We start from the raw sequence: 19,156 nt of genomic DNA, 5'->3' as shown, positions 1-19,156 counted from the left end.
CCTTTTTGTCCAGGGCCTGAAGCCGGTCGCTACGCGCGATCGCGGCGGCGCGAGCCCAGCTCGAGCAGGTCGGCGGCGACGAGGGCCACGGTCAGCGACACGGCGATGATGATCATGCGCCGGAAGGTCGCGCCGATGTGCCCGGAGGAACAACTTTTGTGCGCTTCCGGGCGTCATCGCGGCCCGGGGCGGCGCTGCACGGGCCATCGGCCTTCGCAGCGCCATGAATGGTCCGGCTGCTCGGCGCATCGGAGACCTTCGTGCATACCGTGGCGGTCGAGACGGGGGCGTTCTGGGCGCACCTCCCGCTGTCGTTCTTCCCCCTCGGCTGGGGGGCGCCGAACGGCCGCGCGGACGCCCGGGCCGCGCAGGACGCGCGCGTGGCGCTCGACGCGGCGCTCGCGCGCCATGACCTATCTCGCCGTCCGGCGCTCGTCGTCTCGCCATCGAGCTCCATGAGCGCCGAGGGGGCGGATAGGCTTCCGCCCGTGACCGAGCCCGACGACGTGGGCGAGTGGATCCGCCGCTTCCAGAGCGGCGACCCTACGGCCTTTGCCGAGATCTTCCGTCGTTATCGCCGCGACGTCGCGCGGCTCGTCTTCAGGATGCTCGGGCCGACCGCCGACGCGGAGGACGTCATCCAGGAGGTGTTCATCCAGGTGCACCGGAGCCTGGGGGACTTCCGGGGGCAGTCGAAGTTCTCGACGTGGCTCCACCGGGTGACGGTCAATGCGGTGCTGATGACTCGGCGCGCGGCGCGCTCCCGGCCGGTGTTCGCGGGCGAGCCCAGCATCCATCTTGAGGCCGACCGCGGCATGCTCCCGGACGAAGACGCCGCTCGCGCTCGCAGGATCGACGCCTTCCGGCGGGTGCTGGAGCGCCTCCCCGAGAAGAAGCGGGTCGTCTACGTCCTCCACGAGCTCGAGGGGATCGCGCCAACCGAGATCGCGGAGATCGTCGGCGCCCCGGTCCTGACCGTCCGGACGCGGCTGTTTTATGCGCGCCGGGAGATCGAGGCGATGATGCGCGCCGAGCCCGCGCTCGCCCAGCTCGCCGTCGAGCTGGCCGAGGGCGGCGCGGACAAGGTGGACGCCACAGGTCCGGAGGCGACGCGCGAACCGGTTTCTAGAGGGGGCGCTGCAGTGGGGTATCCCGCGGCGGATCAAGCGGCTGTCGACGCGGAGGACATGTGAGCGGCGCAAAGCAGTACGAGCGGGCACGGGAGCACATGGAGCGGCTGCTCCGCGCCGAGGAGCCTCCGGAGCCTCGCTGGGACGCCATCGAGCGCGAGCTGTTCGCGCGGATCGATCGGCCCTCTTCGGAGCGTCGCGCCGCTCCGCCGCAGCGCTCGCCGCTCGGGCGAGCGCTCGCGTTCGCGGCGGCCGCGGCGGCGATCGCGTTCGCGGTCCTCGCGGCCGGGCGCTCCGCCCCGCCCGTCGCGGCGACGTCGACGCCGCCGCGCGCCCGCGATCTCGCGGACGTGCCCAGGGCCGCCGGGGCGGCCGACGACCTGGATTTTCGCGCCCTCCGGCCAGGCGACTCCGTCGAGGCCGCGGCCCACGCGATCTCCTTCGTCGATGTCGGCTCGGTGCGCTGGACGCTCTTGCCGAACAGCCGCGCCGTGGTGCGCGCCGTGGGCGCGGCGGGGGTCGGCCACGTGATCGCGCTCGAGCGGGGCTCGGTGCGGGCCGACGTCGTCACGCGCGCGCCCGAGGAGGGGCTCGTCGAGGCGTTCGCCGTCGAGGTGGACGGCACCCGCGTCGCGGTGCACGGCACGCTCTTCACCGTGACCCGCCTGGAGGATCGCGTGGAGGTCGACGTGGAGCACGGCACCGTCGCGGTCGGTCCCGCGGCGTACCGCGGCGCGACCACCGCGCACCTGCTCGTCGGTCCGTCGCGCGGCACCTTCTCGCTCGACGGCGGCCGCGAGGCGCGCCTCCTCCAGCGCCCCGCGCCGCAGGACAGCGCCCTCGCCGCGCCCCCGGAGCCGGCGCGTCCGCCTGAGTCGCCCCGGCCGACCGCCGGCGTGCGTCCGCCGAGCGGAGCTGCTGCGGCCCCGGTGGCCGTCGCTCACGTGGAGGAGCCCGCCTCGCCCGTCTTCTCGGCGGCCGCCGAGGCGGCCGCCCCGGCGGTCGACGAGCCGCCTCCGCCGTCGCCGATCGAGCCGTCGCTGGCCGTCGCAGAGCCGGTTTCCGACCCGCAGGCGACCGCTCACCTGCCGGCGCTGACGTCAGCGTCCGTGCAGTCGCTGCTGTCGAGCTGTTTCGCGCGCGAGAGCGCTGGCGGTTCGTCCTTGGTCCGCAGGTCGATCGTCTCGACGCTGCGCATCTCCGTGCACCCGGACGGCAGCGTCGCCGCCGTGCGCTTCGACCCGCCGCTCCGGCCTGCGCTGCAGGCCTGCGCTGCAGGCCTCTACCAGGGTCGCTTCGCGGAGGGCCCGAGGCAGCTCGCCATCCCGTTGACCATCGAGGACTGAGCGCGGCCGTCGCGCGGGGAGCGCTGCGCGGCCGTCCGCGCGGAGGCTCAGAGCGAGCCGAGGAGCTGCGTGAGCGCGTAGGTCTCCCGCGCGCCCATCACCCCGAACTGCACCCCCATCCCCTCGGAGGTGGTCCATCGCACGACCGACGGGATCGCGGCGGCCTGCTTCAGGCCCGCCAGGGACAGCAGCACCTCGATGGTCGCTCCGAAGGGAGCGGGCGAGCTGGTATTGATGAACATCCCGCCGAGGCTGATGTCGCGGCATGTCGCATCGACGGGCGGGCCGTCGCCGATCCGGAACGCGATCGAGAGCTCGATGAGCTTGCGCGGGTGCTTGCGGTGATCTCGCACGTGCCTCGCTGGCTAGGTGTGCGGCGCTGGAGGTCGCCGCGTGGGGTATTCTGGAGCGCAGAGGAGACGATCAATGTCGCGAGCCGAGAGCGTCGCTGTCAAGCGCCGGGAGCCGCGCTCGGCTCGGTCGAGCCGCAGCCGGGCCGTCGCGTCTTCCACCGCGTCGCCGCGCGCGGAGGGCCCGGCGGAGCGCCGCGGCTGGAAGCGGCACCTCGACGGCTGGGAGCCGGGGCTCGTGGCCATCTTCATCGCGGGAACTGCGGCCATCCTCACGGTGCCGCGATCGGTCGAGCCCGCCGAGCTGCCGCTGCCGCTCGCCGACGCGCAGGCCCTCGCGCGGACGCGGGACGCGGACATCGCGCGCGCCGGAGAGGCCGAGCAGCTCGGGCTCGACGCCGAGGTGCGCGAGCTCGGCTCCGCCATCCGCGCGTTCGGGGTCGTGGACGCCGACGCGGATCACACCGAGGCCGAGCTCCTCGCCGCGCGCAAGCGCGTGCTCGAGGCCGTGGGCCCCGCGCTCGCCCAGGGGGACGAGGCGGTGCTCCGGCTGCGGGCCTACCAGATGCGCTCGTTCGTCCGCGAGGTGCGCCGCTTCGAGGCGACCGGCGAGGAGTCCGACGAGCTCCGCGAGCTCGGCGGCAATTTCATCGGGCTGCTCCGGCGAAACACATGGCTGCGGCGAGGGGAGGCGGGGCCGCGCGGCGGCGGCGAGGCGCGCCGCGTCGCCATGGATGGCGCCGTGCTCGGGGTGCTCTTCAAGAAGCGCTGGGGCGCCATCGTGGGCCTCCAGCGAGCTCCGTTCGGGGTGGCGCTCGACGAGGAGCGCGCGCTGTTCAAGTTCCTGCTGTCGCACCCGCTCGGCGGGAGGAGCGCGCAGGAGCTCGCGGCGCCTCCCGCCGCGGAGGCGGCGGCGCGCCCGGAGCAGCAGGCCGGCGAGCCGGGGTCGCGCTCGCCCGCGGCGGCGCTCCGCGCGGCGGCGCTCCGCGCGGCGGAGGCGCAGCGCGCCGAGGAGCACTATCGCCTGAAGAAGATCGACGAGCTCGCCGCGCTCGACCCGGCGTATCCCAGGCACCTCGCCCGCGGCGTCACCCTCTACCGGCTGAGGAAGTTCGTGCAGTCGGCGGAGGCGTTCCGCAGTCACCTGGAGCAGCACCCCGACGGGGCGTACACGCTGCGGGCGCAGAACCACCTGCGCGCGGCGCTGGAGCGCGCGAGCGAGGAGTCGTTCTAGCGGACCGAGCGCCGCGCTCGAGAAGCGACTCGAGCAGGCGCGCCGAGCCGCTACGGGCCCCTGCGCATCCCGCCGGGGCGGTGAGGGCGCCCGCTGATCCCCTTGGCAGGGTTGCCTTGCGCGCCGCGCCCCCGGCGCGTCTCCATCTCGTTCATGATCCCCTGCATGGCCGAGGCCTGCAGGAACCGGCGAGCGGCCGGAAAGACCTCCTGCTCCTCGCAGGCCACGTGGCTCTGGTACGCGGCGCGCAGGCTCTCGATGAGCTGGGGGAGCACCTCCACCGCCTCGGGGCCGCCGTCGCGCTCGATCGCGGCGCGCAGCGCGTTGATCGCGCGCTGATGCGCCTTGTGCTCCTGCCGGAGGCGATCGAGGGTCGGCGCGATGGCCTCCAGCACCGCGAGCCGCGGGAACAGCGAGCGCTCCTCGTCCTCCTGGTGCCGGCTCATCGACCGCTCGAAGTAGGCCACAACGCTGGAGAGACCCTCGAGCGCCGTGGCGCGCCCGGGGGCATCGCTGAGCGCCCGCGCGGCGCGCGCGAGGTCGTTCAGGTTCTCTTCCAGGCTCCGGTGAGCGGCGGTGAGCTTCTCGAGCGGATCGTTCCGGTCATCGGGCATCAATCGATGATCGAGCAAGTGCGCGGAGGCGTGGAAGCTTTTTTCTCTCCGCTCGCGGTTTCGCGCGCCCGCGCGCTGGCCGTCCGATCACCTCGCCGCTTGACCAGCGCGGGGCGCGACATCCCACCTTTCCTTCAAGGAAGGCTCGCGTTGCGGGGCAGCTCGATCCGCAGCTCGGGGGCCAGCATCTCGCGCGCGAGGTGCACCTCGAGCAGGTCGATCACGGGGCTCTTCGACACCGCCCGGAGCCGCTCGTCCGCGCCCGCATCGCCGGCCGCCTTCTTGGCCATCGCCGTGTAAAATTGCGCCTCCACGCGCTGCGCCGCGCTCTGGGCGAGCTTGTCGAGATCCGCGTCGCTGAGCTTGCCGTTCGCCCACGCCGCGAGCTTCCCTGTCCAGGACGCGCGATTCGCCGCGCTGTCCAGCGCGCGGCCCGCGGTGCCGTCCGTCGCGACGCCGAGGGCGCGCTCCAGCAGGAGGACCCAGAGCCCGCCGTAGACGAGATCCTCCTCGTCCACGTTCGCCTCGAGGCCGCGCTTCAGCGCCCGCCGCGCGGCGGGGAGATCGCGCTCGACGAGCGCGCGCCCCACGGCGTCGAGCATCGTGGCGCCGAGCTGCGGCGGCTCGGCGGCCACCAGGGCGAACGCCCGCTCGTAGGCGCGGGTCGCGCCTTTCTCGTCGCCATAGCCATCGAGGATGCGCCCGAGCAGCCGCTCCGTCCGCGCCTTCGTGCCGGGATCTCGCGCGCGCTGCCGGGCGTCGAGCGCGGCGGCGAGCGCCGCGTCGAGCGACTCCTTGGCCCGCTCCTGCGTGCCCACCTCGCGGTGGAGCTCGAAGGCGAGCACGTGCGCCTGGATGATCTCGAGCGGCGCGGTGCGCGCGTCCGGCGCTCCCAGCGCCCGCCGCACGTCCTCCAGCGCGGCCTGGAGCTCGCCGGACTGCCGCTCGGCCATCGCGAGGAGCGTGAGCCCGTTGACCGTCGGCTCGGCCGCCGTGGCGGCGCGGAGCAGCGGCAGCGCGCCGGCGAGGTTGCCGGCGCGCAGCTCGAGCGACGCCATGAGGGACCGGACGCGCGCGCCCGACGGATCGAGCACGGCGCCGCCGCGCGCCGCCCGGTCGGCGAGCACGAGCAGCGGCCCCGCGGCGCTGTAGGTGCGCCGGGCGGCCTCGAAATCGTCGTTCGACGCCTCCTCCGAGAGCGCGCCCAAGAGGAGCCCCAGCGCGGCCCCGAGCGCGCCGGGGCTCGGCCGGTCGCCGAGCGCGCCGGCGACCACGAGCGGCGTCGCCTCCGACATGCCGAGGCGGATCATCACCTGGGAGATCAGCGTGGCGCTGTCGTAGCTCAGCGGATCGCGCCGGTAGGCCTCCAGGGCCGTGCCCCAGATCGCCCCGTTGAGCAGGTCCTGCAGCATCCCGGTCTCGGCGTCGCGCTCCTGCGTGTCGTGGAGGGCGAAGGCGGTCGCGAGCGCCTGCCACGAGACCGCGTCGTCGCTGGACGCGGCGGCCTTGATCCGCTCGTACAGGCCGGGCGGGATCACCCGGCGCGCGCTCGTGCGGTCGATCTGCTCGAGCGCGCCCTTCGCGTCGCCGTAGCGGAGGAACAGCGCGGCCATGCTCGCGCCGCCCGACTCCAGCGCGCGCGCCGCCTCGACCGCCTCCTCGCGCTCCGGCCGCTTCCCCCCTTGCCGGAACTCGATGTTGAACTCGATCGCCCGGTCGATCCACGCCGCGGTGGCGGCGGCGGCGCGCTGGATCGTCTCCGGGCGGCTGTCGACGAGGGCGCGCGAGACGGACGCGCGCTGCTCCATGCCGAGCTGCTCGAGCGGCCCGCCGGTGCGCGTCTCCTTCATCCAGCGATCGAGGGCGGCCAGGTGCTCGTCGACCTCGGCGCGGGCCCGGCTGCCGCTCGGCAGCGCGGCGGCGCGGAGCTCCATGAGCGCCCGCACCCGCCCCTCGTCGCCGCGCGGGCTCAGCCGCTCGATGGCGCCGGCGAGGGCGCGCTCGCCCACGGCGTCGATCATCTCGGCGTGGCCCTCGCCGGGACGGACCAGGTAGAGCGCGCCGAGGACGCTGTCGACGGCCCGGTCGGGCTGCCCGGCGTGGAAGCGCGCCGCGGCGTGCGCGAGCTGCCTGCGGATCACGCCGATGAGCAGGCCCGTGCGCTGCGGGCTCTGCTTGCCGTCGCGCACGATCGTGAAGAGGCTGCCGGAGAAATCGGCGTCGCGGACCTCGACGACAGCGGCGCGGCCTTCGGCGCCGGGCGGCCCCTTCGCCCCCGGCGTACCGGAGGCCCCGCAGGCGAGGGGAGAGAGCGCGAGGGCGAGCGCGGCGAGACCCCGGGCGAGACGGCGCCGGGGGAGCAAGGTCGGCAGCGACATTGCGGGGCAGTGTACACGGGCGAAGCGTGCGCGCACCCCCCCGGGGCTCTGTCGCCAGCGCTACCGCGAGCCGTCGCCGAGCCTGCGGCCGAGCAGCTTGGACGCGAGCGTCTCGCCGAGCTCGCTCATCATCAGCTGCTCGACCACCGCCTCGGTCGCGGCGCTCTCCGCCTCGCTCGCATACTGGAACTCGATGCCCATCCCCGCCGGCGCCTCCTCCGTCGCCTCGGCGGGCATCACGATCCACTTCACCCGCCCGCGGAGGCGGAGCGGCTCGGCCAGGTTGCGGATCGAGAGGGCGAAGACGAACTCGGTGCCGATCGCGAGCGGGCGATCGGTCCGGATGAACGTCCCGCCTTTCGAGATGTTGCGCGTGTAGTCGGCGAAGAACGTGTTGAGTCGCTTGTACTCCACGCTCAGCTCGATCGCGGCCCGATTGGCTGAGCGGCGGTCCGTCTCCGTCACGGCACCACCCTACCACGGCGCGCGCGGCCCAGAGTAAAGTCGCCGCCCATGGAACGTGGTGGTGCCAGGGCCGCGGTCGCGAGCGGGCGGCGCAGGATCGGCGCGCTCAAGGACGGGGCGCTCGTCGCCGGGCGGGCGGTGACGCAGACGGGGCTCCTCGCCGCGCTGCGTTGGCCGGGGCTCAAGGTCCTCGCGCGCGAGCTCGCGAAGGGCAAGGCGAACCCGTCGCTCCTGTTCCGGTTCTACGCCGAGAACAGCCCGCACCGCATCGCGGTGGTCGACCCGCGGAGCCTCGCGCGCGGCGCGGCCGAGGGCGACGTGAAGGCCCCGGCCGAGGATCGGGTCTACTCGTTCTTCGCGCTGAACGAGGCGATCGAGCGGCTCGGCTACGCGCTCGACCGGCGCGGCGTCGGCCCGGGCGCGACCGTGCTGCTCGCGCTCAAGAACCGCCCCGAGTTCGTGATGAGCCAGATCGCGCTCGCCCGCGTCGGCGCGTCCGTCGTGACGGCCTCGTGGCGATCGACCCCCGCCGAGCTCTCCTACCTCGCCGTCCACTCCGGGGCGCGCCTGCTCGTGTTCGACGCCGATATCGCCGACGTGATCCGCGAGGCCGCGCCGCGGCTCGAGGGGATCCCGCGCGAGCGCATGATCGCGGTCGGCGAGCGCGCCCCGGGCTTCGCGCACTTCGACGAGCTCATCACCGAGCGCGGCGCCGCGCCGGATCGGAGCGAGCGGGCCGCGGTGGTGATGTACACCTCCGGCACCACCGGCAAGCCGAAGGGCGCGGTGCGCGGCTTCGGCGGCGGGGTCGTCGTGTCGGCGCTCGGGGCGATCGGCGCGACCCCGATGCGCGCGGGGGACGTGCACCTCGCCGTGTGCCCCCTCTACCACCTCACGGCGCTCGGCTTCGTGAACCTCTCCCTGGTCCTCGGCGCGACGATCGTGATCCTCCCGGAGTTCCATCCGGAGCTCTTCCTCGAGGCGATCCAGCGTTACCGCGTGACGACCACGGCGGTCGTCCCGACGATGCTCCACCGCGTGCTCGAGCTCGGCGAGGCGCGCCTCCGCGCCCACGACACGTCGTCGCTCACCGCGATCTTCACGGGCGGCGCGCCGCTGCCGCCGGCGCTCGCGACGAAGGTGATGGGGGTGTTCGGCGACAGGCTCTTCAACTTCTACGGCGCGACCGAGACGGGCATCGTGACGATCGCGGGCCCCGAGGATCTGCGCGCGTCGCCGGGCACCATCGGGCGCCCGGTCGCCGGCAGCGAGCTCATGCTGGTGGGCGAGGACGGGGAGCCGTGCCGCGACGGCGAGGTGGGCGAGCTCTATGTGAGGAGCCCCCTGCTCGTCTCCGGCTACCACAGAGATCCGGACGCCACGCGCGAGTCGATGCTGGACGGCTACTTCTCGGTCGGCGACCTCGCGCGCCGCGACGCGCGCGGCTGCTACCACATCGAAGGCCGCAAGCGGGACCTGATCATCTCGGGCGGCGTGAACGTGTACCCCGCCGAGGTGGAGTCGGTGCTGCACGATCACCCGGCGGTCGCCGAGGCCGCCGTGGTGGGCGTCCCGGATCGCGCGTGGGGGGAGCGCGTGCGCGCGTTCGTCGCCCTGCGCCCCGGCGCGGTCGCGAGCGAGGACGACATCGAGGCGCACTGCCGCGCAGAGCTCGCGGGCCCGAAGGTCCCGCGCGAGATCGTCTTCGTCGACGCGCTGCCGCGCAACCCGACGGGCAAGGTGATGAAGCGCGACCTCGCCGGACCCGAGCCGAAACCAGCGGAGTAGGCGCGCCGGTAGCTGCTGTCCCGGGAGGGCGATCGATGCTATTTCGCACCTCGTGCGGGATCCGTACGAAGTGTTGGGCGTCGAGCGTTCCTCGACGCAGGATGAAATCAAAAGCGCTTTCCGGCGACTCGCCGCGCAGCACCATCCCGACAAGAACCCGGGGGACCAGGGCGCGCACGTCCGCTTCAAGGAATTGAACGCGGCCTACCAGATCCTCAGCGATCCCCAGAAGCGCGCGGCGTTCGACCGGTTCGGCCCCGCCGCCGTCGGCGCCCCCGCCGGCTCGGGCTTCCAGGGCGTGCCCTTCGACATGCAGGACCTCAACCTCGACGCCATCTTCGGCGACCTGCTCGGCGCCCTCGGCATCAAGGTGGGCGACCGCGGGACGCTGCAGAAAGAGGTGCGGATCAGCTTCGAGGAGGCGGCGTTCGGCTGCACGAAGCAGATCACCTACGATCGCGTCGAGCCGTGCGGCGACTGCGCCGGCTCGGGCTCCGCGCCCGGGGCGTCGACCGAGCGCTGCGCGGCGTGCGCGGGCCGCGGCCGCGTCCGGATGCAGCAGGGGATGTTCCCCATCGCGATCGAGCGCCCCTGCGGCCGGTGCCGCGGCACGGGCCGGATCGTGACCGACCCGTGCACGACGTGCCGCGGCGCCGGCCTCGCGGCGAAGCAGAAGACCATCGAGGTGACCATCCCCGCGGGCGTGGAGAACGGCGCGACCCGGCTCGTGGAGCGCGGCGGCAACGCCGTCCGCCCCGATCGCGGGCCGGGCGATCTCGAGCTCACCATCCGCGTCGCGCCGCACGAGCTCTTCCGCCGCGTCGGCGACGACGTTGTGTGCGCCGTGCCGATCTCGTTCGCGCGCGCGGCGCTCGGCGGCGAGCTGGAGATCCCGACCCTCGACGGGAAGGGCAGGCTGCGGATCCCCCCGGGCACGCAGCCCGGCTCGGTGCTCCGGATCAAGGGCAAGGGCATCCCGCGCCGCGTCGTCGGCGGGCGCGGCGACCAGCTCGTCGAGGTGAGCGTCGAGGTGCCGACGCAGCTCACCGCCTCGCAAAAGGAGCTCATCTCCCAGCTGGCGAAGGACCTCGGCGAGAACGTGCAGCCGCAGCAGGCCAGCTTCATGGACAAGCTCAAGGGTCTGTTTGGTTGACCTGCCGTGCGCCCGCGGGTGATCCTTTGCGTCCCGCTGAACGCAGAGGCACGAGCGCTGCCTCGAGCGTCTGAGCCGACATGGCGAAGGAGGCATCGGACATGGATAGACCGAAGTTCATCGACGTCCTGAGCGACTCCACGGGAGAGACGGCGGAGAAGGCCGTGCGCGCCGCGCTGCTCCAGTTCCCGGACGCGGGGGTGCAGATCCGCCTCCACACCCGGGTGCGCACGCCGGACATCGCGCGGCCGGTGCTCGAGCGCGCGGCCCGGGAGGGGGCGCTCGTCGTGTTCACGGTGGTGAGCCCCGAGCTGCGCGAGTTCGTGCACGCCTCCACGGCCGAGCTGAACATCGAGGCGATCGATCTGATCGGCTCGCTCATCGGCCGGCTCGGCACCTTCCTCGACCGGGAGCCGATCAACCTGCCGAGCGCGATGCTGCCGCTCAGCGAGGAGTACTTCCGGCGCATCGAGGCGGTGGAGTTCGCGGTCAAGAGCGACGACGGCAAGGAGCCGAGGAACTTCAAGCGGGCGGACATCGTGCTCGTCGGCGTCTCGCGCACGTCGAAGACGCCGCTGTCGACGCTGCTGGCGCAGCGCGGCCTCAAGGTCGCGAACCTGCCGCTCGTGCTCGGCGTCGCGCCGCCGCCCGAGCTCGTGGACGCCCCGCAGGACAGGGTCGTCGGCCTGACCATCGGGCTCGATCAGCTCTGCGAGATCCGGCAGGCGCGCCTGCGCCACCTCGGGATGCCCGCCGAGACGAACTACGCGATGCGCGAGCACGTCCGGCAGGAGCTCGACTACGCGCGCCGGCTCTTCGCCGCGCACCCGGAGTGGCCGGTTGTCGACGTCACGGGGCGCGCCATCGAGGAGACGGCGGTGATCATCCTGGAGCACCTGAAGGAGCGCGACGAGCGCGCGAAGGCCGCGCGCTCGTCGCTGATGTGAGGCCGCGCGGCCGAGCGGGACGCGCGACGCCGCCGCACGGCGCGAAGGCAGGAAAGCGGCGTGTCCAGATGGGCGTGCGGCGTGTCCAGATGGGCGTGCGGCGTGTCCAGATGGGCGTGCGGCGTGTCCAGATGGGCGTGCGGCGGGGCGCGCCGCCGGTCAGCTCACGATCTTGAGGGCGCGGCCGACGAGGACCTCGTTGTGGCTACCGGTCCTGTACCCGCCGAGATCGAGCGTCACGTACCGGAAGCCGTGCCGCTTGCCGGCGGCCACGATCTCGGCGCGCAACGAGGGCTCGGCGGCGCGCGCGAGCTCGCCGGCGTCGAGCTCGATGCGCGCGAGGTCGTCGTGGTAGCGGACGCGGACCTGGCGGAACCCGAGGCCGCGCAGCGCGCCCTCGAAGCCGCCGATCTGCGAGAGCCGCTCGCGCGTGACGCTGGTCCCGTAGGGGATGCGGCTGGAGAGGCAGGCGGCGGCCGGCTTGTCCCAGATGGGCAGGCCGACGCGCGCCGCGCCGGCGCGCACGTCGGCCTTGCTGAAGCCGAGCTCGACGAGGGGGCTCACCACGCCGGCCTCGCGCGCCGCCTCGAGCCCGGGGCGGTAGTCGCCGAGGTCGTCCGTGTTGGTGCCGTTCAGGATCGCCGCGAGCCCCCACTCGGACCGCTTGTGCACGGCGATCCGGTAGAGCTCGCTCTTGCAGTGGAAGCAGCGGTCGGGGTTGTTCGCCACATAGCGCGGGTCGTCGATCTCGGACGACGCGACGAGGCGGTGGTCGGCGCCGATCAGCCGGGCGATCGCCGTGGCATCGTCCTTCTCGGCGGGCGCGAGGCTCGGCGAGACCGCGGTCATGCCGACGGCCTTCGGGCCGAGCTCCTGGTGGGCGACCGCGAGGACGAAGGCGCTGTCCACCCCGCCGGAGTAGCAGACGAGGACGGATCCGAGCTCCCGGAGCCGGGCGCGCAGCCCGGCGAGCTTGGGGTCGATGGGGGAGCCCTCGGGCGTGAGCGACGGCGCGGACATGGCGTTCCTCCCTTTACCACAAGCCGTCTGGTGCGCCGGTCGGCCCGGCGCCCGCGGTGGGATCCGCGCCCGATGCCGCCAGGTTACTTGCGGTTCGAGCGCCGGTTCTGACACGCTAAAGGGCGAGATGGACCCGAAGAGGAAGCAGGCAGGCCGCACCGCCCTGCCGTTCGCGGTCGCGGTGGCGCTCGCGGCCGCCGCGCACGCTGGCCAGGGGTGCGGAGACAACCGGCTGCCGCCGCGGGACCTGCCGCGCGCGGACGATCAGCGGCCGCTCCCGCGCTGGTACCCGGAGAGAGCCTGGTCGGAGCAGGGCGGGGAGAGCCAGGTCTACATCGAGGGCAAGATCGTCTTCGACACGAGCAAGGCGGTGATCCGGCCGGGCAGCGAGAAGACGCTGGAGACGCTGCTCCAGTTCCTCAAGGAGCACCCCGAGGTGACGCGGCTGCGGATCGAGGGGCACACCGACGCGCAGTCGAGCGAGGAGCGCAACCAGGAGCTCAGCGCGCGGCGCGCCCTCGCGGTCGCCGACTGGCTGGTCGACCGCGGGGTCGAGAACCTCCGGCTGATCGCGGTCGGCTTCGGCGAGTCGCGCCCGCTCGGGCCGAACGAGATCGCGGCAGGTCGCAGCGAGAACCGCCGGGTCGAGCTCCACGTGGCCGAGGTGAACGGGCGCCCCTTCCAGGGGCAGGACCCGTACGCGGGCGGCCTCGCGCTGGAGGTGCTGAGCCTCGAGGAGCGCAAGCTGCGCGCGGCGCAGGCGGCGCCCAAGGCGCCCCCGCCCCGCAAGGCGTTCGTGGCGACGGGCGACGAGATCAAGCCGGTGCCGGTCAAGCGGCCGGCCGAGACCGGGGGGCCGGAGGGCGAGCCGCTCAAGCCGAGCGCGCCTGCCAAGGAAGCGCCGGCGAAGGACGGGGCTCCCCCGGCGGGCGGGGGCTGAGCGCCCTCAGCGCCTGAGCGCCCTCAGGGCGCGAGGTGGCGCGCGCGCGGCGACCGCGTGCGGTACCGCTCCAGGAGCGCGAGCGCCGCCTCCAGCGACGCGCCGTACGGGAGCACGTTGCCCTTCGGCGTGGCGTACTCGAGGTAGAGGTTGTCGTCCGTGGACAGGATCGGCCCGCCGTCCTCGGCCGCGTCGGCGATGAGGCGGTCGAGATCGTCGCCGGAGGCCACGAGATCGTCGAGGAGATCCGCGAGCCGCGCGCCGGCGAGCGTCGCGCGGAGCGCCGGGCGCGCGTCGAGGGCCGCGAGGCGCGCCTCCGAGGCGGAGAGCGGCGCGGCGCTCGCGACCAGGATGCCCTGCGCGCCGCCCACGAACAGCGCCACGTGCGGGAAGGCGCTGCGCATCGTCCGGATCACGACGGCGAGCTCGCGCTGCCGGATGTGGTGGAGCTGCACCCACTGCTGCAGGACGCCGCCCTCGGTCAGCCGGGACCGGGCGAGCTCGTAAAACTCGCGGCTGTAGAGGCTCGCGGCGCCCGCGAACCAGACGCTGGTGAGCTCGATCGCGATGAGGTCGTAGCGGCCCTCGGGGGCGACGAGCAGCTCGTTCCTGCCGTCGTTGAGCGAGAGGCGGACGCGCGGGTCGTCGAGGGCGCGGAGGCTCGGGCCCGCGAAGAAGCGGCGAGAGGCCTCGACGATCGCGGGCGAGATCTCGGCGACGTCGATGCGCTCGAAGGGGTAGGCCGCGATGGTGCCGGTCGTCGTGCCCGTACCGAGGCCGATGACGAGCGCGGCGCGCGTGTCGCGGACGAAGAGCGAGGGGAAGTGCGCGAACCGCCGCTGCGCCGTCATCTCGGGGCCGTCGTCGCCCTGGAACTTGCCGTTCGTGTACATGGTCGTGACGCCGGCGCGGCGCGCGACGGTGGTGACGCCGCCGTGCACGTCCTCGCGCACGAAGTCGATGCGCTCGGGGCGCGGCCCCATGGCGAAGTAGACGTTCGCGCCGCTCGTGAGGCGGGCCATGTCCCAGCGAGGCGAGAGCGCGACGAGGGCCGCCGCGGCGGCGGCCACCGCGAGGGCGCGGGGGAGCTCCGCGCGGGCGCGCGCGGCGGCGAGGACGGCCGTGAGGGCGAAGGCGAGCGCGATCGCGAGGAGGGCGCGCTCCGAGCCGAGCGCGGGCAGGATCAGGTAGCCGGTGATGATGGCGCCGGCGATCGTGCCCAGGGTGTTCGCGGAGGTCAGCTTGCCGACGCGCGCGGCGACGTCGGCGTGCGCGGCGGCGCGCGCGAGGAGGAGGGGGAAGGTGATGCCCATGCACAGCGTGGGCAGCGCGAGGATCGCGAGCGCGGCGAGCGCGCGGCACGCCTCGCGGCCGGCCCACCCGTCGACGTGCTTGCCCGCGAAGGCGAAGAGCCGCGGGAGCTGGTCCCACAGCGGGATGGTGGCGGCGAGCGCGAGGGCCGCGGCGACGAGCCCGCGCCAGAGCGCGCCCTCGCCGTGACGGCGCGCGAGGGCCGGCGCGCGCGCGGCGCCGGCCGCGAGGCAGACGAGGAAGACGGCGAGCATCAGCCCGAAGGCGTAGGCGCTGTTACCGATGAGCAGCGCGAGCAGGTGCGTCTGGACCACCTCGGCGGCGAAGACGAGGAAGCCCGAGGCGAACGCGAGCGGCAGCAGGAACGGCGGCTCGGCGCGGCCGATGGCGGGCGGGAGAGGGGCGCTCGAGGAGCGAGCCTCCGAGGAGCGAGCCTCGGGGGCGTCGGTCGCGACGGCGGTGGGCAGGACGGGCGCCGGGCCGCGGAGCCCGGCGACGATCGCGATGGCGCCGAGGACGAGGTTGGCGATCGCCGCGGACCAGAGCGCTCCGCGGATCCCGAGGTGCGGGAGGACGACGTAGGCGCCGGCGAGCGCGCCGGCCGCGCCGCCCGCCGTGTTGATGGCGTAGAGCGAGGCGAGGCGGCGCGCGGCCTCGTGCTCGGAGGGGGGCGCGCCCCCGTCCGGCGCGGCGCCGGCGCGGAGGATGCGCGAGAGCACCGGGAGCGTGGCGCCCATCGCGACCGTGGGGACGACGACCACGAGGGCGGTCAGCGCGGCGCGCGCCGCGGTGAGCAGCGCGAGCGAGTCCGGCGCGGCGCGGGCGACGGCGACGTAGGTCGAGGTCAGCGCCTCGAACACGAACGGCGAGACGGCGCAGATGGCGCCGACGATCGCCTCGAGCACGCCGTAGACGACGAGCGGGCGGCGGGCGGCCGCGGCGTGGCGGCCGCCGAGGTGCGCGCCCAGGGCGAGGCCGCCCATGAAGGCGGCGAGGACCGTGCTCACGGCATAGGCGGTGGCGCCGAAGACGTAGGCGAGCAGCTTGGAGAAGGCGACCTCGTAGAGGAGGCCGGTCGCGCCGGAGACGAAGAACAGGGCGACCACGAGCGGGAAGCGGGTGCGCACGGGCGCGCAAGCTAGTACAGGCGCGCGAGGAGCAGGCACCTTAGCGGCGCGATAGGGACGGGCGGCGACGCGATAGGGACGGGCGGCGGCGCGATAGGGACGGGCGGCGGCGCGATAGGGACGGGCGGCGGCGCGATAGGGGCGGGCGGCGGCGCGATAGGGACGGGCGGCGACGCGATAGGGGCGGGCGGCGGCGCGATAGGGCGCTCCACAGAGCGAGCGTCCCGCGCCGCGCCGTCACCAGCCGAGCCGCTGCAGCCGCTCCCGAGCCCCCTTCACCCCGAAGATCGTCTCCTCGCCGGGCGGCACAACGGGCGCGAGCAGCACCGCCGCGAGGACCGCGGTCACGACCAGCGGCGCTCGCGCGTCATCGCCGGCGACCGGCGGCTCGCGCACCTGCCAGGCCCGCCGCGCCCGCGCGAGCAGCGCGTCGAACCCGCGCCCGCCGATCGCCCGCACCCCCGCCGCCGCCGCCGTCCGCAGGAGAGGCGCACGATCCAGCGGCGCCGTCAGCACGAGCACCCGGCTCGGCGCGCCGCCGGCGCGGGCGATGTCGACCTCCACGGCGTCGACCATCGGCGTGGCCCCCGACGGATACGCCTTCTTCTGCACGACCGCGAGCTCCGCTCCGAAGAAGACGCGCGCCTGATGCGCCCAGCGGTGCTCGTCGATCCGCGCCTCCGGCTCGGGTGACAGCAGCGACCAGCCTCGGCCCGGCGGCAAGAGCTCGATACGTCCTTCCGCCCACCCGTTGCTATCGAATTCCATTCGTGCGCCCGCTGTCACGGTAATCCCGGGATCGGCCTGGTCCGGGTCGCGCGAAGGCACGACCAGTGCTCTATAGTTCATGTCATCTCGGGTAAAGGTGAGCCCTGCATGCCGAAGTCCGATCCGGCGTCGGAAGAGCAAGGTCGGGCCGCCCTGAGGGCGGCCCTCTTCGTGCATCGCCGCGCGCCCCTCTCGCGCCAGCTCGCTCGCCGCGGCCTCGGCCCCTACCGCGGCTACGGCGAGCTCCTCGAGGCGATCGAGCGGCTCGCCGACCGGGGAGCGCAGCTCTCCTTGATCGGGCGCTCGGTCCGCGGCGAGCCGCTGCTCGCCGTCCACCTCGGCGCAGCCCGCCCGGCCGCCGGCGATCGGCTGGGTGTGGGGCGCCCGGCGCTGCTCTCCCAGGGTGGGCGGAGCTCCGCGAACGGCGCCCCGCCCCACGGCGGCAGCGGCGCGCCGGGCGGCGCGGACGAGCCGTCGGCGAGCGACGCCGTCGCGGAGCCGCCCGTGCGCGCCGGTCCGCTCGACCCGCGCGGCTCCGCGGGCGCCGGGCCGCGTGGCCGCGGGCGGACCACGGTGATCCTGTCCGGGATCCACCCCCTCGAATGGGTCGGCATCGAGGCGCACATCGCGCTGCTCGACCGCCTCGCGACCGAGGACCTCGGCGGCCGGTCGATCTTCGCCGTCCCGATCGTGAACCCCGACGGGCTCCTCCGCGTCGAGATGAACCTCCGCTCCGGCCGCCACCGCTACGTGCGCGGCAACGCCCGCGGCGTCGACCTCAACCGGAACTTCGACGCCGGGTGGTACGAGCGTGGCCTCGTGCAGCGCCTCATCGGGCTCGTCGTCTCGCCCGGCAGCCGCCCCGCCAGCGAGCCCGAGGTCGAGGCGATCGCGCACGCGCTGTCCTCGCGCCGGATCGACCGCGCCCTGTCGCTGCACAGCGCCGGCGGCGCCGTGCTGTACCCGCCGGCGCACAGCCTCCGGCCCGTGGCCGACGCCGCCGAGCACCGCGCCTTCGCCCTGCGCGTCGCGCGCGCCGCGGACCGCACGCCGTACCGCGCCATGTCCTACGTCCGCTTCGCCTGGGGCATCCGCAAGGCGGGCCTGGAGATCGACTGGCTCCACGATCGCCACGGGGCGCTGTCGCTCCTCGTGGAGTGCTCGCGCGGCAAGCTCGGCCTGCGCCCATCGCGGCTCGTCGAGCCGTTCGCCTGGTACAACCCCCGGAAGCTCGACGACGCCACGCCGCCGCTCGTCGAGGCCGTCCTGCCCTTCGTGAAGGGCGCGCGCCCCTGAGCGCGCCGCCCCGGGGTCGGTCCGAGCGCGCCGCTCAGGACTCGACCGGCTCGCCGACGGGGATCTTCTGCAGGCCGAGGACGACGCCGACGGCGGCGAAGCTCGCGGCCATCAGGCCGTACGCCGCGAGCGCCCGGTGCTCGATCAGCCAGCCGGCGCCGATGGGGCCGATGATCTGCGAGATGCTCGCCAGCGACTGGCTCACGCCGAGCGCCGCCCCCTGCTCGTCGCGGCCGACGCTCTTCGTGAGCAGCGTGGTGACGGCCGGCCGCACCACCGCCGAGCCGAACGCCCCGATCGCCACGAGCACCAGCAGCGTGGGCAGCGCGGACGCCACGCCGAGCAGCCCGTAGCCGACCGCCATCGCGCCGAAGCCGATCAGCGCGAGCCGCTCCTCGCCGTACCGCTTCGCCAGCCGGCCGATCGCGCCGCCCTGGATGCTCCCGCCGATGAGGCCGGAGAACGCGTAGAGGTAGCCCGTCTCCTTGATGCCGAACGCGAAGCGCCGCTCGAGGAAGAGCGCGAGGCCGCCGATGAGCGTCGAGAACGAGAGGGTGAAGGCGAAGAACTCGAGCAGCCGGCGGCGCGGGAGCGGCCGATCGAAGAGCCGGCGGAAGGCGTCCCCGCGGCCGGTCGTCGCCGCACGAGCAGGCGCGGCCGCGGCCGCCTCGGGCGAGGCCGCCGGCACGATCGGCTTCGCCGGCAGCAGCGTGGCCGTCAGGACGATCGACAGCAGCGACAGCACCGCCGCGCCGTAGGCCGGGGCGCCGTAGCCGAACCGGCTCGCGAGCTCCCCCGTGACGGCCGGGCCGAGCAGGAACCCCGCGCCGAAGGCGATGCCGATCAGGCCGAACGCCCTTGTGCGCTCCTCCGGCCGGGTCACGTCGCTGATGTACGCCTGCGCGATCGTCAGGTTCCCGGCCGTGAGGCCGTCGATGATCCTCCCCACGAAGAGCATCGACAGCGAGCCCGCCGAGCCGAGCACGAGGAACCCGAGGAACGTGCCGGTCTGGCTCGCGAGCAGCGTCGGCTTGCGGCCCACCCGGTCCGAGATCCGCCCGAGGATCGGCCCGGAGATCAGCTGGCAGACCGCGTAGCTCGCCGCGAGCACGCCGACCATGAGCTCGCTGGCGCCGAAGTGCTCGGCATAGAACGGCAGCAGCGGCAGGACGAGCGTGAGGCCGAGGACGTCGACGAAGACGGTAAGGAAGATCGGCAGGAGCGGCGAGCGGAGCATGGTGGCTTTCGGTGGCGATGACGGCGGTGAGGACCGCGGAGATCCGTGCCGG

General features: G+C 74.3%; 16 protein-coding genes. 8 read left to right on the top strand and 8 right to left on the bottom strand.

Features of this window, described 5'->3' with window-relative positions; translation table 11 throughout:
• Positions 1 to 227: 227 nt before the first annotated feature.
• Positions 228 to 1,193, top strand: coding sequence for an RNA polymerase sigma factor (locus tag WMF17_RS30065; RefSeq protein WP_437596617.1), 966 nt, complete (start codon positions 228 to 230; stop codon positions 1,191 to 1,193).
• Positions 1,190 to 2,476, top strand: a complete 1,287-nt coding sequence (locus WMF17_RS30060) for a FecR domain-containing protein (protein ID WP_437596616.1) — start codon at positions 1,190 to 1,192, stop codon at positions 2,474 to 2,476. Before WMF17_RS30065 ends, WMF17_RS30060 begins: the two co-directional genes overlap by 4 nt.
• A 47-nt stretch (positions 2,477 to 2,523) precedes the next feature.
• Here the strand turns inward: WMF17_RS30060 and WMF17_RS30055 are convergent, their stop codons facing one another.
• Positions 2,524 to 2,829: a PilZ domain-containing protein gene (locus WMF17_RS30055; protein ID WP_437596615.1), complete on the bottom strand. Its 306-nt coding sequence runs from the start codon at positions 2,827 to 2,829 to the stop codon at positions 2,524 to 2,526.
• A 73-nt stretch (positions 2,830 to 2,902) separates the two neighbouring features.
• Between WMF17_RS30055 and WMF17_RS30050 the strand changes: the two genes are divergently transcribed.
• Positions 2,903 to 4,060 carry a hypothetical protein gene (locus WMF17_RS30050; protein WP_437596614.1) on the top strand — a complete coding sequence of 386 codons (1,158 nt, stop codon included), beginning with the start codon at positions 2,903 to 2,905 and terminating at the stop codon, positions 4,058 to 4,060.
• A 50-nt stretch (positions 4,061 to 4,110) separates the two neighbouring features.
• Here WMF17_RS30050 and WMF17_RS30045 read toward each other — a convergent pair whose 3' ends face one another.
• From WMF17_RS30045 to WMF17_RS30035, 3 genes are all read right to left on the bottom strand, one after another.
• Entirely contained in the window at positions 4,111 to 4,674 is a 564-nt protein-coding gene (locus tag WMF17_RS30045) for a hemerythrin domain-containing protein (RefSeq protein ID WP_437596613.1), read from the bottom strand.
• Positions 4,675 to 4,808: 134 nt separating this feature from the next.
• Positions 4,809 to 7,052: a hypothetical protein gene (locus WMF17_RS30040; RefSeq protein WP_437596612.1), complete on the bottom strand. Its 2,244-nt coding sequence runs from the start codon at positions 7,050 to 7,052 to the stop codon at positions 4,809 to 4,811.
• A 60-nt stretch (positions 7,053 to 7,112) separates the two neighbouring features.
• Positions 7,113 to 7,517: a PilZ domain-containing protein gene (locus tag WMF17_RS30035; RefSeq protein ID WP_437596611.1), complete on the bottom strand. Its 405-nt coding sequence runs from the start codon at positions 7,515 to 7,517 to the stop codon at positions 7,113 to 7,115.
• Positions 7,518 to 7,565: 48 nt separating this feature from the next.
• Between WMF17_RS30035 and WMF17_RS30030 the strand changes: the two genes are divergently transcribed.
• From WMF17_RS30030 to WMF17_RS30020, 3 genes are all read left to right on the top strand, one after another.
• Positions 7,566 to 9,305, top strand: a complete 1,740-nt coding sequence (locus WMF17_RS30030) for a class I adenylate-forming enzyme family protein (RefSeq protein ID WP_437596610.1) — start codon at positions 7,566 to 7,568, stop codon at positions 9,303 to 9,305.
• 52 nt (positions 9,306 to 9,357) lie between these two features.
• Positions 9,358 to 10,458, top strand: a complete 1,101-nt coding sequence (gene dnaJ / locus WMF17_RS30025) for a molecular chaperone DnaJ (protein WP_437596609.1) — start codon at positions 9,358 to 9,360, stop codon at positions 10,456 to 10,458.
• A 101-nt stretch (positions 10,459 to 10,559) separates the two neighbouring features.
• Entirely contained in the window at positions 10,560 to 11,405 is an 846-nt protein-coding gene (locus WMF17_RS30020; protein ID WP_437644385.1) for a pyruvate, water dikinase regulatory protein, read from the top strand.
• Positions 11,406 to 11,564: 159 nt separating this feature from the next.
• Here the strand turns inward: WMF17_RS30020 and larE are convergent, their stop codons facing one another.
• A complete protein-coding gene (larE, locus tag WMF17_RS30015) occupies positions 11,565 to 12,425 on the bottom strand; it encodes an ATP-dependent sacrificial sulfur transferase LarE (protein WP_437596607.1) in 861 nt (286 codons plus the stop codon).
• A 127-nt stretch (positions 12,426 to 12,552) separates the two neighbouring features.
• Here larE and WMF17_RS30010 point away from each other — a divergent pair, with 127 nt between their 5' ends.
• Positions 12,553 to 13,365: an OmpA family protein gene (locus tag WMF17_RS30010; RefSeq protein ID WP_437596606.1), complete on the top strand. Its 813-nt coding sequence runs from the start codon at positions 12,553 to 12,555 to the stop codon at positions 13,363 to 13,365.
• 23 nt (positions 13,366 to 13,388) lie between these two features.
• Here WMF17_RS30010 and WMF17_RS30005 read toward each other — a convergent pair whose 3' ends face one another.
• Positions 13,389 to 15,803, bottom strand: coding sequence for a fused MFS/spermidine synthase (locus WMF17_RS30005; RefSeq protein WP_437644384.1), 2,415 nt, complete (start codon positions 15,801 to 15,803; stop codon positions 13,389 to 13,391).
• Positions 15,804 to 16,040: 237 nt separating this feature from the next.
• Positions 16,041 to 16,652 (bottom strand): hypothetical protein, encoded by a 612-nt coding sequence (locus tag WMF17_RS30000; protein WP_437644383.1) that lies wholly within the window; start codon positions 16,650 to 16,652, stop codon positions 16,041 to 16,043.
• Between the two features lie 27 nt (positions 16,653 to 16,679).
• Here WMF17_RS30000 and WMF17_RS29995 point away from each other — a divergent pair, with 27 nt between their 5' ends.
• The gene (locus WMF17_RS29995; protein WP_437644382.1) at positions 16,680 to 17,867 is read left to right on the top strand and encodes a M14 family metallopeptidase; all 1,188 of its coding nucleotides are present in this window, start codon (positions 16,680 to 16,682) and stop codon (positions 17,865 to 17,867) included.
• Positions 17,868 to 17,901: 34 nt separating this feature from the next.
• On the opposite strand, the gene WMF17_RS29990 is transcribed toward WMF17_RS29995, so the two are convergent.
• Complete coding sequence (locus WMF17_RS29990) at positions 17,902 to 19,104, bottom strand: MFS transporter (protein WP_437596602.1); 1,203 nt, start codon at positions 19,102 to 19,104, stop codon at positions 17,902 to 17,904.
• Positions 19,105 to 19,156 lie beyond the last annotated feature (52 nt).

The sequence above is a fragment of the Sorangium sp. So ce362 genome, from assembly GCF_051519845.1.
Classification (GTDB): Bacteria; Myxococcota_A; Polyangia; order Polyangiales; family Polyangiaceae; genus Sorangium.
The sequence above is the reverse complement of the archived record's forward strand: the minus strand, read 5'-3'. Positions and strand labels throughout refer to the sequence as shown.

Coding starts and splice junctions, on each gene's coding strand:
- WMF17_RS30020 (WP_437644385.1), top strand. CDS start 10,560: ATGGATAGACCGAAGTTCATCGACGTCCTGAGCGACTCCACGGGAGAG.
- WMF17_RS29990 (WP_437596602.1), bottom strand. CDS start 19,104: ATGCTCCGCTCGCCGCTCCTGCCGATCTTCCTTACCGTCTTCGTCGAC.
- WMF17_RS30040 (WP_437596612.1), bottom strand. CDS start 7,052: ATGTCGCTGCCGACCTTGCTCCCCCGGCGCCGTCTCGCCCGGGGTCTC.
- larE (WP_437596607.1), bottom strand. CDS start 12,425: ATGTCCGCGCCGTCGCTCACGCCCGAGGGCTCCCCCATCGACCCCAAG.
- WMF17_RS30065 (WP_437596617.1), top strand. CDS start 228: ATGGTCCGGCTGCTCGGCGCATCGGAGACCTTCGTGCATACCGTGGCG.
- WMF17_RS30045 (WP_437596613.1), bottom strand. CDS start 4,674: ATGCCCGATGACCGGAACGATCCGCTCGAGAAGCTCACCGCCGCTCAC.
- WMF17_RS30030 (WP_437596610.1), top strand. CDS start 7,566: ATGGAACGTGGTGGTGCCAGGGCCGCGGTCGCGAGCGGGCGGCGCAGG.
- WMF17_RS30000 (WP_437644383.1), bottom strand. CDS start 16,652: ATGAACTATAGAGCACTGGTCGTGCCTTCGCGCGACCCGGACCAGGCC.
- WMF17_RS30010 (WP_437596606.1), top strand. CDS start 12,553: ATGGACCCGAAGAGGAAGCAGGCAGGCCGCACCGCCCTGCCGTTCGCG.
- WMF17_RS29995 (WP_437644382.1), top strand. CDS start 16,680: ATGCCGAAGTCCGATCCGGCGTCGGAAGAGCAAGGTCGGGCCGCCCTG.
- WMF17_RS30050 (WP_437596614.1), top strand. CDS start 2,903: ATGTCGCGAGCCGAGAGCGTCGCTGTCAAGCGCCGGGAGCCGCGCTCG.